This is a genomic window from Thiomicrolovo immobilis, from assembly GCF_039645955.1.
GTDB classification, from domain to species: Bacteria; Campylobacterota; Campylobacteria; order Campylobacterales; family Sulfurimonadaceae; genus Thiomicrolovo; species Thiomicrolovo diazotrophicus.
In genome coordinates this window covers 731,845-744,821 of the sequence record NZ_CP147916.1, presented here as the reverse complement: position 1 = coordinate 744,821, position 12,977 = coordinate 731,845, and the positions used below count along the sequence as shown (strand labels likewise).

The window sequence follows — 12,977 nt, the reverse complement described above, 5'->3', positions numbered from 1 at the left end:
CGACTCATCAAAACGTGACAATCAGTTCGATCAGGCCTTTTAGCGCCTGGATGGAGGAGCGCTTTCAACGACACGCATGCCGCGACTTCAGCGCGCTCCTCTGGTTACACTCTCAGTCTTCAAGAGAGGTCCCTGTTCTTTTAGTGGGCGAATTATAGCCAAAAAGGCTTTAATCCGCAAGGGCGATCGCGTCTATTTCCACCAAGGCATTTTTGGGCAGGGTTTTGACCGCCACCGTCGAACGCGCCGGCTTATGATCGCCGAAGGCTTCGGCATATATGGCGTTCACCGTTGCAAAATCGTCCATGCTGTCCAGGAAGATCGTCGTTTTGATTACCTTGCCCAGGCCGCTGCCCGCCGCTTCAAGCACCGCCGTCAAGTTGGCAAGCACCTGCTTCGTCTGAACCGTGATATCGTTCTCAAGCATCTCTCCCGCCGGGGTCAGCGCGATCTGCCCGGAGGTGTAGACCATCCCGTTCACTTTGACCGCCTGCGAGTAGGGTCCGATTGCCGCCGGGGCGTTTTCCGTCTGTACAAACTGCATTATTTTCGTTTCCTTTCCACATCGTCGAGTATGGACATAAAATCCTCTATGTTCCAGTAGCCCGGCATTTTAACCAAAACCCTCTCATCGGGACTTAAAAAATAGTGCATCGGAATCATCGGCGCCTTGAGGGTATCGGGGTAGGTGCCGCTGCCGCGCTCCACCTCCACCCCGACGGCCATCTCATCGAGCCGTCGGCGGAGCCCGTCGTCGCGCAGCGTCGTACGTTTGAAGCGCTTGCACCAGCGGCAGCCCGGCTCCGTGATCAGCACATAGACCAGTTTCCCCTCCGCCGCGGCTATCCGTTTGGCATCGTCCAGGCTCTTCGCCCACTCCGTCGGGGCGCCTAAGAGCAGTGCGGCGAAAAAAAGAATATTCAGCAGATAGCGCATGAGCCCCCTCTATGGTAGGTCCATTTTAGCATAAGAAAAGCGCGGCGCACCAAAGATTGCTTTTAATGTGACTGCACTATAATCAAATCAAACGGGGAAGGTGACGCATGGAAACACGGCAAACCACACTGTTCGAAACGATTGACGCCATCGAAGAGCGGATCGTGACGCTGCGGCACGAACTGCACTCCCATCCCGAACTCTCAGGCGCGGAAGAGCATACGACCCTGATGATCAAGGCGATCCTCGAAACAGAGGGGCTGCAGGTCCGCTCTTTCGAGGAACACTACGGGCTGATCGCCGAGATCGTCGTGAACGAGGACGCCCCCTTCGTTGCCTTGCGTGCCGACATCGACGCCCTGCCGATCCAGGAGCGCACGGAGAGGGCCTATGCTTCGCAATCCCCGGGCATTATGCACGCCTGCGGGCACGATGCCCATACCGCCGTGCTGCTGGGGGCCGCCCTGGCGCTCAAGCGCATTGAAGGCAGCCTTGGGCAGAACCTCCGCTTCATTTTCCAGCCCGCCGAAGAGATCACCGAGGGGGGCAGCGCCCAGATGATCGCCCACGGGGCCCTCGAGAACGTGAAGGCGATCTTCGGGCTGCACGCCTACCCCTATCTCAACACCGGACAGATCGGATACAAATACGGGGTCATGCTCGCCTCTGCCGATACCTTCGAGATCGAGATCTTCGGCAAAAGTGCGCACGGCGCCCGCCCCCATGAAGGGGTCGACGCCATCCTCGTCATGTCGATGGCGGTGAACTCCCTCAACCATATCGTCTCCCGGCGTATCGACCCCCTTCATCCCGCCGTCATCTCTCTGGGGACCGTCGAAGGGGGCAAAGCGCCCAACGTCATCTGCGACCATGTCAAGGTGTGCGGTACGGTACGGACCGTCAACCATGATGTGCGTCACGCCATCCCCGAGATGATGGAGGTCTCCATCAGGGGAATCTGCAACTCCATGCACGCCACCTACGCCTTCTCCTACCGTTACGGCTCCCCCGAGGTGCAGAATCACGACGCCATGGTCGACATCATCCGTGCCGCCGCTTCGGAGGTACTGGAAGAAACAAACATCATCGATCTCGCCGACCCCGTAATGGGCGGGGAGGACTTCGGGCGCTACCTCGAGATCGTCCCCGGCGCCTTTTTCCGGCTAGGGAGCTGCGATCCGGAAAAAGGGACCTGCGTCGCCCAGCATAATGCCCGCTTCGATGTCGACGACGACGCCCTGCGCTACGGCATGAAGATCATGGCCCTCGCGGCGCTGAAAGCGATGGACGATGCGTGACCTCATCGAAATCCGCCTCACCAGCAGAACCCACTTCGGTCTCTTACGCTACACCTGCAAACACCTGAGGCAACTGCTGCCGCTGCACCGCCCTGAACAGCTCTCCGAGGCGATCGACCAGTTGCTTGAAAACGTCGTCGAACACGCCTATGAAAAACTGGAGAACATGGATGTCACGGTCCGTTTTACTATTACCCCGCGGCAGTTGCAGATCGATGTGGAGGACAGCGGGCTTCCCTTTGATTTCACCCCCTTTATGAGCGAGGCGGTCGACCAAACTACCCAGCATGAAAAGGGATTCTACCGCATCTATGACCTCGTCGACCGTTTCTGGTTCACGATGCTTGAGAACCGGGGAAAACGTTTCAGCGTCATCCAGGCCTTCGAGCATAACTATGACATCCGTACTGGCAAGACCTCGACGGCGCTGCCGGACAAGGAGACGATCCTGCAGCGGCTTGATGTCCGGCGTTTCGATGAGTCGGATGCCGAGGGGATCGCCCAGCTTATCTATAAAAACTACCACTACACCTACTACAAGAGCCAGTTCTACGATCCCGTCAAGATCCGGCAGCTCAACCAGGACCGGGAAGTCGTCTCTATCGTCGCCGTCTACGGGGTGCGCGTTGTCGGCCATTTCGCACTGGTGCTCTCCCGCCACACCGAAATCGCCGAAATCGCCATCGCCGCCGTTGACCCGGAATTCAAGAAGATGGGGATCATGAACCGCATGTTCGATACGATCATCGCCACCGCCAGGGCGATGCATCTCAACGCCATCTACGGCGAAGCGCTGATGCTGCACCCCTACAGCCAGAGAGCCAACCTCTCCCACGGTATGTGCGAAACGGCGATCGTGCTGGGCGAAGTCCCTTCCCAGACGGAGATCGAACGCCAGATCAAGGCTTCCTTGCGCAGCGGAGCGATGATCAGTTTTCTCGTCTTTGACACCCATAAACGCTACTGCTTGCCGCCGCAGCGTTATGCCGGGCAGATTGAAGCCGCCTACCGCTGCGCGAAGGTGGAAAATTCGGCCAGCAGACCGGCCAATCCCAACCGGCAGCTCCTTTCGCACCATTTAAACCCCTATATCAATGTCGGATTCATCATTATCGAGGGGCTGCCCGACGACGAGGCGCTCGATGAGCTGATCGACCTGATGCACACCGACCACTGCGAAATGGTCTATGCCGACATCAACCTTCACCATATCGAGGAGATCGACGAGGTTGTCGCCATGCTCAACCGCCGCCATTTCTTCTACAGCGGCGTCTTCTTCAGTTACTATCATAATGAGGATTATCTGCGGCTGCAACGGAAAAACAGCCGGTTTGTCGACGAGGAGCAGCTGGTATGCTATTCGCAGCACGCCAGGGCGATGCTGGAGTATATTCAGGCCGATGAAGCGAGGGTCGCCCCTGCGGGCGCGGAGGTTCAGTAGGTCGCGATCACCTGCTTGAAGACATCGCAGAGCCCCCGGACCTGCTCGGGCGTCGTGCATTCGTTCGGGGCGTGGATCGTGTCGTTGCGCACCCCGAACTCGATGACGTCGATACCGTATTCGGCGATGAAGCGGGCGTCAGATGTTCCCCCCGCCGTGGAGTGTTTGGGCTTCAGCCCCGTTACCGATGCGATCGCCGCATCGATCGTGCGGACGATGTGGGTGTTGGCATCGGTGACGAAGGGCTTCGCGCTCTGCTCCAGGCTCAGGGTGTAGTCCATCTCCTTGAAATAGCGGTGGACAAAGGCCTCGATATCTTCCTTGGCCGTTTTTGTGGAGTTGCGGACGTTGAACATCATCTTCAGCTTACCCGGGGTCACGTTGGTCACCTCCATACCCGCGCGGATATCGGTCACGACGAACTGGCTGGGGCTGAAGTATTCGTCCCCCTCGTCCAGGTTTACCCCCGCCATGTGGTGCAGCACCTGGGCGACTTTGTGGATGGGGTTCTTCGCTTTTTCCGGATAGGCGGCATGCCCCTGTTTGCCCCGCTTCTCGATCACGCCGTTGATGGAGCCGCGGCGCCCGACCTTGATGGCGTCACCGAACCGCTCTTCGCAGGTCGGTTCGGCGACGATGCAGGCATCGGGGAGCATCCCCTCCGTCTGCAGCCATTTGAGCAGTTCCACGGTGCCGTGTTTCGCGGGCCCCTCCTCGTCGGAGGTGAGCAGCAAGGAGAGCGTCCCCCGGAATGCCTCGGTCTCTTTGACCGCCTGCAGAAATGCCGAGACGCCGGCTTTCATATCCTGCACGCCTCGGCCGTAGATCTTGCCCTCTTTCTCGACGGCCGTATAGGGGTCCGTCTCCCACCCCTCGCCCGCCGGGACGACATCGACATGTCCCGCGAAACAGAGGTGTTCCCCCTCGCCGAAACGTTTGTAGATAAAGAGGTTTTTCACCTCGGCGACGTCAATGCGCACCGCGGTATAGCCGTCAAGATACCCCTCGACGAAATCGAGGATACCGCCGTCGTCCGGCGTCTCGCTTTTGCGTTCGATCAGATGCTTAAAAAGTGCAATGACGTCCAAACTCAGCCTTTCGGGTTCTCATAGAAGACATACTCCGTCGAATAGTCGCTGACCTCGAAATAGATCTTCTTCTCGCCGCTGTCGACTTCGTAGTTGAAGTTGCTGTCCAGTACGCCGTAGCTGTAACGGAAAGGGCGCGGCGAACCATCGTCCGTTCCCTTGCCTGTACTCATCTTTCCGATCTTGATGAAGCGCATCACAAGCTTGCCGCCGCTGTAGATGTCGAGCACGCCATTGGTCCCCGTCCAGTTCTGCAGCCCATGGCCGAACTTGTTCTGCGTCTCCTGGGTACAGCCGCCAAGCATCATCAGCGTTACGGTCAAAATAGTCAATACTTTTTTCATTCTGTTCTCCTTGTCCGGCAAACAAATTACCGGATTATAACGTCTTCGGTCCAAACACCCCATACGGCTTCAGCCGCGGGCGACCACTCGTGCCTGCATGATGAGTTTTTCCATCCCGTAAGGGTCTTCGACATTGAAGAAGATGCCCTGCTCCGTCACGACGGCCGTCCCTCTCCCGCGCTCGACGGTCTCTTCACCGTTGAAGTAATCCTTGTTCAGATACTCGATCATGTAGGCCTCTCCCGCTGTCACCCTAAGGGCTTTGAGCTGTGCCTGCGAATGCGGCTTGAACTCCATAGACAATCCCCTTAAAAATCATCCATATCGATGGAGGCTTTTCCCGGTGCTTCGGGCTGCGGTTCCGGTACTTCGGCTTCGTTGATCTCCGGTACTTCCTCGGCGACAACGGCCGGTTTGGCCAACTGAGCCTCGACGTCAAGTTCCAGACCGTTGGAGGTCATGACGAAGCCTTTGACGACGAGTTTTCCCTCATGGATCTCCCGGTGGTGATCCCGGCAGAGGGGGATGAGATTGTGGCGGTGGTTGACGGGCATATGGCCGATGAAGCCGCGGGTGTCCGCACTGGCCTGGTGGGCGATATGGTGCACATCCTCCGCCTTCGCCCCGCAGATGACGCAGGTGGTGACAAAGAGGTCCTTGTTGTACTTGCTGGTGCGTTTTTTGACCAGCAGCTCCAGTTCGTCGAAGTCGTTGGAGAGGCGCTTGCGGATGCGGTTCGCCGCCTCCAGGAACTCCTGGTCCATATGCAGGGAGCGCGCAAACTCCAACCCGTAGACGCTCGAGCCGCTGCCCGGCTGCAGCACCCGGTTGAAGATCAGACGGTCAAGCGCCTCGTCGTACTCCACGCTCAGGTGCAGGTCGACGACGTTCTCCAGCCGACGCATCTCCTCCATCGACGCCAGTTGATGCAGGTGGGTCGCAAAGAGAAAAATGGAGCGCAGCTTCGCCAGCTTCATAATCGCGCTGGCGACAATGGCGACGCCGGAAAGCGTTTCGGTGCCGTGGGAGATCTCGTCGCCGAGGATCAGCGACCGTGTCCCGGCGCGGTTGAAGATGTTCTTTAGTTCCATCATCTCGACGGCGAAGGTGGAGAGCCCCTTTTGCAGGTTGTCGCGGGAGACGATCCGGGTAAAGAGCGACTCGAAAAGGGAGAACTTCATCGACGACGCCGGCACGTAAAAGCCCGCCTGGGCCATCAAGACGGCCAACCCGATGCTCTTCATCAACGAGGATTTCCCGCTGGAGTTGATGCCGTAAAGCAGCACCCCGTTAACCTCGTGCCCGTCATGCACGGCGGGATCGAGCATCACGGTCTCGGGATAAGGCAGGTCCATGTAACTGCGATTGCCCATGACGATGTCATTGGGGACGTAGACCCCCTGCCGCTCCTGGATCTCGATGAGCGGGTGGCGCAGCGCCATGAGCTGCAGGAAGTTCTCGTCCCCGTGCACGTCGACGATGGTCGGGCAGGCGAAGTTGTACTGCTGCGCCGCCCGCGCGGAGGCGACGGCGACGTCGAGGTCGGCCACGTAGCCGATGATCCGCTCGAACAGAAGCGTATAGCGGCGCTCGAAGGTGCGCTGGAGCGTAATGAAGCGCTCCTTGACCAGGGCGACGATCTTCGCCTGGTTGCGCATAATCTTGTCAGAGAGCTGTTCGGTCAGCTCCGAGGTGATCTTGACGCTGTTGGTGAGCCGCTTGACGCTGAAGTCGCTGAAACAGACGGTTTCGCCCCCCAGGTCGACGCTGCCGGAGGCGAACTCCTTTTCGATCATCGCCCAGCGGGTGCGGCTCATGGAGATGTAGTGCCCCTCTTTGTCCAGGACGCCCAGGGAGACGTAGCCGCCGCTGCCCGCAGCCGCCCCCTGTTCACCGAGCATCCGCTCCATCGCGTCCATGATGATCGCGAAGTGCTGCAGCATACGGGCATTTTCGTCCACCAGCGCATCCACCTGCACGTCGACGCCGCGGCGCAGGAAGTTGTCGTCGACGGTGCTGACGGTGAAGCGGCGCGACACCTCCAGGTCGATGCTCTGCTCGATATCGCGGATAAAGGTATCGACCTCCTGTTCGCTGAAGGGGGTCTTGATGAGCTTGTGCCGTTTGACGAACTCCATCAGTTCACGGATGCCGACGAGCGACGCGTGGACATAGTTCATCTCAAAGGGGTGTAGGCGCGCCAGCGCGATCCGGCGGTGCAGGCGTTCGAGGTCGTAGACCCCCCGCAGGGCGTCGCCGAGCATCCGCACGTGCGGCATTACCCGGTCTATCAGGCCGTAGCGGCGCTCAAGTTCGCCGCGTTCCTGGATGGGGTTGAGCAGGCGCTCTTTCAGCAGGCGCTTGCCGATGGCCGTGACGCTCTTGTCGATGAGTTTGAGCAGCGTCATGTCGCTGCGGTCTTTGGAGAGAACGGCCAGCTGCTCCAGGGCGTTGTTGCCGAGGTACATGTAGCGCGTGTTGTCGATCATCTTCGGACGGGCGAGCTTCTGGATGATGTGGTAGTCGTGTTCGATGACGAAGTGCACCAGCGATGAGAGCGCCTCGGAGACGAAAGGGTGGCGCTCCAGGTCCAAGTGCTCGATGGGCGACAGCAGGGACTGGATCTGGTAGACGTTCTGGAACAGCTCGTTCTGGTAGTCGATCTTGGGGCGCTCGTGGTTGACGCTGTAGGCGTAGTGCTCGCTGATCTCGAGGTAACGAATCACTTCTTTCTGGTTTTCCACCCCCTCCAGGAAGGTCAGCACCACTTCCGTGGTGCGGTAGATGTTAAGCAGGTTGAATATCTCGTCCAGGGCATAGGTGGGGTCTTCGCTTGTCCCGTAGGTCTCGTAGAGCCAGGTCTTGCCCGTTGTGACGTCTATCGCCGCGTAGCCGACACTGTAAATCTCCCTGTGGCGGTCGATCAGCAGGGAGACGATGTAGTTGTCGTCGTTGTCGACGGTGTGGTCGAAGTTCGTACCCGGGGAGATGATCTGTCCGATATAGCGGCTGAGTTTCGGCGGTACCCCCTTCTGGCGGATGACGATGATCGTGTAGCGCTGTTCCTGGATCAGGCGATTCAGGTAGCGCTCAAAAGAGACGGAGGGCACGCCCGCAAGGAAGGGGTTCTTGACGCTGTTCTCGGGGATGTTCTTGTTCTTCTTGGTCAGCTGGATATTGAGCAGCTCCGCCATCTCCTTGGCCTTGCCCACCTGCATGTCGTCATTGTTGACCTCGTAGACTTCGTAGAAGGTACCGATCTCCATAAAGACGACCGTATCGCTGCCGTATTTCTCCTCGAAACGGCGCTGCAGGTCAAAATAGACCTCGGTCAGCAGGCGGTCTTTGCTGTTGAGAACTGCATCAATCTCGCTGTGTAGCACGACATAAAACCCTTGCGATAACGTTGTTTTTGTAAGGAAAGATTATAGCTAAAACGGCTTAGGTGGAGTTACAGAGGGGTGGGACGCGCCTCAGCACGCCCCGATAGAAGAAAAAGGATTCTTAGAAATCGCCGATCGCTGCGCGCGCCGGGACTTCGTCCATCGCTTTTTTGACGGAGAGTGCCATTGCAAGCATATCGTCCGGAAGCGGGTATCCGCCGTGGATGGCGAGGGTCATATCCATGCTGACGAGCCAGCGGTCACCGTTACCGTATTCAACCAGCATGATGCGGCACGGCATGAAACCGCCGTAGTAGCGGGAGTGGTTCAGGAACACTTTCGCAATCGGAAGGCTACAGAGTGAGAAGATACGGGCATGCTTCACTTCGTCCGGTTTCGCATCGTCTTTTGTATACATCTTGATGTCACCCGTGACACGCATGTTGTACTCTTCCGCAAGGGACTTGATCGTCTCAGCGACATCTTCGTTCGGAATGTCGGCGTTGACTTTCCACTCTTGCATCATCGCTCTTGCCGGGTCGCCGTACTCGGTGACTTTGGTGAACATATTGTCGTACGCTTCCATCGCGCCGTCGTCCAGTTTATACTGCTGTGTTACCGCAGTCCAACCCATATGCATTGTTGCACATCCGCTCACCATCATCGCGATGAAGAAGGCTGCGATCACTGTCATTACGTTTTTCAACTTACTACTCCTTAGTTAACAATGTGATAAAATTGTACTATCAAAAAATTAAATAACTTAGTGGAAATCCAACTTTTTTGAATTTTTTATACAAAAACTGTGTAAAAACAGCTCATCCCAGTACGTGCGCGGGCAGTACTACGGCCGTAAACTCCCCCGAAAACACCTTGGTTTCGCCGCAATATGCGTTAACCGTTATCTGATATTTTTTGCCGTCATTCTCGAGGCATTCCGCTTTGAAAAGCAGTGTTTCTCCGACTTGTGACGGGGCCAAAAAACGGCAACTGCTCCCCGCCAAAACGACGGTCGGTTCATTCACGGCAGCCATCGCCGCATAGTCGGCCGCGCCGAAAATAAAGCCGCCGTGCACCAGCCCTTTGTCATCCGCCGCCATCGCCGGCGTCGTCTCCAGCTCCACCGCCGCATACCCTTTGTCCAGGGTAATAACGTTTCCGCAGAGCGCGGTGTCAATATTGAGATGGGTGTTGAGAATCATGCTTTGGGCTCCTTTACCAGTCGGACGTAGACCCGTTTGGGGGCGGGATACCCCTCGACGGTCTTTGCCGGATCTTCCGGGTCCAGGAAATCCTCCAGGCTCTGCCCCTCTATCCACTCCGTTTTGCGCTGCTCCTCCGGTGTCGTCACGGAGGTCTCCAGTACTTCAAAGCCCGTGAAGCCCGCCCGGAGGCACCAGTTCCGCAGTGCAGGGATCGTCGGGACGAAATAGATATTGGGGATCTTCGAGTACGCGCCCGCCGGCGTCAGGCAGATCTCCTCTTCCCCGTCGATCATAAAGGTATCGAGGTAGACCTCCCCGCTGCTGTCAAGCCCTTTATAAAGCTGTTTGAGCATTGCGACGGGATCACTGCGGTGGTAAAGCACCCCCAGGCAGAAGATCGTATCGAACTTCTCCTCGTACAGCGGCAGGTGCTCTACTCCCAACAGTTCATAGACGATCTGGGTCTTGGCGAAATGGTTGATAAAATCGAACTGGGTCTTGTAAAGTGCAGAGGGGTCGAAACCCACCAGCTTTGCCGGGGCATCTTCCTGCATACGGAAAAGGTAGTAGCCGTTGTTGCAGCCGATGTCCGCGACCCGTTTCCCCCGCAGATCGAAGTGGGGACGGAGCAGGTTGTATTTCATAAAACTCTGCCACTCGGTGTCGATGAAGAGGCCGAAGAGCTCGAAAGGCCCTTTCCGCCACGGCATCAGCATCCGTGCGACCCGTTCGACCTGGGCCGGATCGACGTCTGCTGCCGTTGTCAGGGTGACCGTATCCCCGTAGCTGCAGACGGTCTCGATCTCCGGAAGGGCCGCGAGTGCTTCACGCAGCGGGGCGATGTTTTTCCATCCCATCCACGCTTCGCGCTCGCGACGGATGGGGTCGAGGGGTGAGATCGTCACGTTCAGATGGTCCCGTTCGCCTCGGATGAGGGCGCCTTCTCCTCCTGCGGCGCCGCTTTGGTAGCGTTGTCGTCGCTGAAGATCTTCTTCACTTTGGAGACGGCGTCCGTCACTGCCTTGTCGACCTTCTGTCCGAAGCTCTCGCCGGCTTCGCTCTGCATCGCCGCGATCTGTGCCTTGAGCGTTTCGATCTCTGCGGCCTGCTCCGCAACCGTCTCGTTCATGTCCGCAAGGTCGTCGCGCGCATCGGAGGCGGCTTCTTCCGCCTCCATCACCGCTGCAACGTTGACCCCGTAGCGGTAGACGAGTTCGCCGCCGTCATACCCCTGTTTGACCATGAAGCTGATCAGCATGATCAGCGTCACGATCAGCGCCCCCCTGGCCCACTTCTGCGCCAGCAGCATCGCCGCCAGTTTGAAGGCGATCGGTATCAGCAGCGCATAAACGAGATAAGTCCCGAGCATTTTATGCGCACCCAGTGCTTCGCGCGCCCCGGTACCGAGCAGGTCGAAGGCTTCGCCCCCGTCCGCTTTTCCCGTATAGTAGGCGGCGACAAAGAAGAGCAGGGAGAGCAGCAGCAGTCCCAAAGACGTCAGACTGAGGGCGCGGCGCTTAAAGCCCAGGTTCGCCAGCTCGATCAGCAGGACGATCACCGGCAGAACAAGCGCAAAATGGATGATGACCGGGTGCAGCATCGTCGGCACCTCGAACGGCAGTGTCAGTGGAATTGAAATCTGGGGTAACTGCATTGTAACTCCTTGCTCACTTGGCCCTTATGAGACGCATTTTAGCCATCTTTCGCTAAAATCGGCCTCATGCGTATCGAGAAAAAAGCGACCTTAATCTCCAGTACTACGGCGGGTATCCTCGTCCTTTTCAAACTGGCCATCGGGATCATCAGCGGCTCCGTCGCCGTCCTGGCGTCCGCGATCGACTCCCTGCTGGACCTTTCGGTCTCCATTTTCAACTTTTTCGCCCTGCACCAGTCCGAGCGCAAACCGGACGAAAACTTCAACTTCGGGCTGGGCAAACTCGAAGCGGTCGCTTCCGTTGTCGAAGGAACCATCATCTCCATCTCCGGACTCTTCATCCTTTACAGCGCCATCGACAAGATCATCACGCCCCGGGTGATCGAGTACATGGAAGCTTCGATGGGTGTCATGCTCTTTTCGATCATCCTCACCGGCGCGCTGGTCCTCTTTTTGAACCACGTCGCGAAAAAGAACAACAACCTCGTCATCCGCGCCGACGCCCTGCACTACAAGACCGACCTCTTCACCAACGGCGCGATCCTCCTCTCTTTGGGCATCATCCACTTCAGCGGTTTCGAACTGATCGACCCACTGCTGGGGATCGGGATCGCGATCTACATGATCACCTCCGCCTTCCCTATTCTCAAAGAGGGGCTGATGATGTTGCTCGACGTCTCCCTCACCAAGGAGGAGACGGCCCGCATCACGACCATGCTCAACCGGCTTCAGAAGATCAACGGTCACCACCATCTCCAGACACGGCGGGCGGGCAGCGACATCTTTGTCTCCGTCCATCTCGTCTTTGACGACGCGACCTCCCTGCTCGATGCCCACAAGGTCAGCGACCAGGTGGAGAGCATGATGCGGATGCTCTTCCCCAACGACCGGGTCCACCCCTTTATCCATACCGATCCTTATGACGATTCTGATATTAACGAGATGGAAGTCGAGCAGCTCTACGCCACCTGAATCGCGAACGAAGCACGCGCATTGGCGGAAAAAACGTTAGAATGGCGCCAAACACATTATTGGAGGATTAATCGATGAAAAAAATATTGTTAACTACGACCCTGCTGGCCACGGCCCTCTTTGCCAACCCCTATGAGAGCACACCCGAGGAGATCGCCGCTGTCAAAGCCACCGGCCAGAAAACGGCAGCCGCGCTGCTCAAAAGCCTCGGCGGCAACCTCCAGAAGCATCTCAAATCCGGCGGCCCGATGGAGGCCTTCGGATTCTGCAGCGACCACGCCTACACCCTGACCGAAGTCATCGACCAGTCCATGGGTTCCGACGTCAGCGTCAAACGGATCAGCCTCCAGTACCGCAACCCGGCCAATGCGCCCCAGGGAAGCGAAAAAGCGATCCTCGAATCCCTCCAGACCCTGCAGGCCAACGGCGTCGTGCTGCCTGAAGACGTCGTCGAAGTTGTCGGGGACGGTGTCTACAAATACTACAAGCCGCTGCTGATCAACAAAGCGGCCTGCCTCAAATGTCACGGCGACATCGACAAACTGCCGGAGCTTGCCAAAGCGATCCGCGAACGCTACCCCGAAGACAAAGCGACGGGCTACCGTATGAACGACCTCCGCGGCGCGGTTGTCGTCACCGTCAAGCACTAAAACCCG

General features: G+C 57.8%; 14 protein-coding genes. 4 read left to right on the top strand and 10 right to left on the bottom strand.

The genetic code is table 11. From position 1 onward, the window contains the following. Positions 1-169: 169 nt before the first annotated feature. On the bottom strand, positions 170-544 hold the full coding sequence (locus tag WCX72_RS03795; RefSeq protein WP_345970957.1) for a RidA family protein: 375 nt from the start codon (positions 542-544) through the stop codon (positions 170-172). Next, positions 544-936 (bottom strand): thioredoxin family protein, encoded by a 393-nt coding sequence (locus WCX72_RS03790; RefSeq protein ID WP_345970956.1) that lies wholly within the window; start codon positions 934-936, stop codon positions 544-546. The genes WCX72_RS03795 and WCX72_RS03790 overlap by 1 nt, the downstream gene beginning before the upstream one ends. Before the next feature lie 107 nt (positions 937-1,043). Between WCX72_RS03790 and WCX72_RS03785 the strand changes: the two genes are divergently transcribed. Both WCX72_RS03785 and WCX72_RS03780 read left to right on the top strand, forming a co-directional pair. Beyond that, positions 1,044-2,234, top strand: a complete 1,191-nt coding sequence (locus WCX72_RS03785; protein ID WP_345970955.1) for an amidohydrolase — start codon at positions 1,044-1,046, stop codon at positions 2,232-2,234. Next, on the top strand, positions 2,227-3,675 hold the full coding sequence (locus WCX72_RS03780; protein ID WP_345970954.1) for a GNAT family N-acetyltransferase: 1,449 nt from the start codon (positions 2,227-2,229) through the stop codon (positions 3,673-3,675). The genes WCX72_RS03785 and WCX72_RS03780 overlap by 8 nt, the downstream gene beginning before the upstream one ends. Here the strand turns inward: WCX72_RS03780 and dapE are convergent. The 8 genes from dapE to WCX72_RS03740 form a co-directional block, all read right to left on the bottom strand. Beyond that, a complete protein-coding gene (dapE, locus tag WCX72_RS03775) occupies positions 3,669-4,763 on the bottom strand; it encodes a succinyl-diaminopimelate desuccinylase (RefSeq protein WP_345970953.1) in 1,095 nt (364 codons plus the stop codon). The two genes, WCX72_RS03780 and dapE, sit on opposite strands and share 7 nt — an antisense overlap. 2 nt (positions 4,764-4,765) lie before the next feature. Then, the gene (locus tag WCX72_RS03770; RefSeq protein WP_345970952.1) at positions 4,766-5,107 is read right to left on the bottom strand and encodes a hypothetical protein; all 342 of its coding nucleotides are present in this window, start codon (positions 5,105-5,107) and stop codon (positions 4,766-4,768) included. Between the two features lie 69 nt (positions 5,108-5,176). Then, a complete protein-coding gene (locus WCX72_RS03765; RefSeq protein WP_345970951.1) occupies positions 5,177-5,404 on the bottom strand; it encodes a hypothetical protein in 228 nt (75 codons plus the stop codon). Positions 5,405-5,415: 11 nt separating this feature from the next. Then, positions 5,416-8,490 (bottom strand): HNH endonuclease, encoded by a 3,075-nt coding sequence (locus WCX72_RS03760; protein WP_345970950.1) that lies wholly within the window; start codon positions 8,488-8,490, stop codon positions 5,416-5,418. A gap of 121 nt (positions 8,491-8,611) precedes the next feature. Next, positions 8,612-9,196, bottom strand: coding sequence for a DUF302 domain-containing protein (locus WCX72_RS03755; RefSeq protein WP_345970949.1), 585 nt, complete (start codon positions 9,194-9,196; stop codon positions 8,612-8,614). A 112-nt stretch (positions 9,197-9,308) separates the two neighbouring features. Then, on the bottom strand, positions 9,309-9,692 hold the full coding sequence (locus WCX72_RS03750; RefSeq protein WP_345970947.1) for a hotdog domain-containing protein: 384 nt from the start codon (positions 9,690-9,692) through the stop codon (positions 9,309-9,311). Then, entirely contained in the window at positions 9,689-10,552 is an 864-nt protein-coding gene (gene cmoB, locus WCX72_RS03745) for a tRNA 5-methoxyuridine(34)/uridine 5-oxyacetic acid(34) synthase CmoB (RefSeq protein WP_345971513.1), read from the bottom strand. The genes WCX72_RS03750 and cmoB overlap by 4 nt, the downstream gene beginning before the upstream one ends. Positions 10,553-10,602: 50 nt before the next feature. Further along, positions 10,603-11,349 (bottom strand): DUF2231 domain-containing protein, encoded by a 747-nt coding sequence (locus tag WCX72_RS03740; protein WP_345970946.1) that lies wholly within the window; start codon positions 11,347-11,349, stop codon positions 10,603-10,605. A 66-nt stretch (positions 11,350-11,415) separates the two neighbouring features. On the opposite strand from WCX72_RS03740, the gene WCX72_RS03735 reads away from it, so the two are divergent. After that, positions 11,416-12,321, top strand: a complete 906-nt coding sequence (locus WCX72_RS03735) for a cation diffusion facilitator family transporter (RefSeq protein WP_345970945.1) — start codon at positions 11,416-11,418, stop codon at positions 12,319-12,321. Between the two features lie 74 nt (positions 12,322-12,395). After that, positions 12,396-12,971, top strand: coding sequence for a DUF3365 domain-containing protein (locus WCX72_RS03730; protein WP_345970944.1), 576 nt, complete (start codon positions 12,396-12,398; stop codon positions 12,969-12,971). The last annotated feature ends 6 nt before the right edge of the window (positions 12,972-12,977 follow it).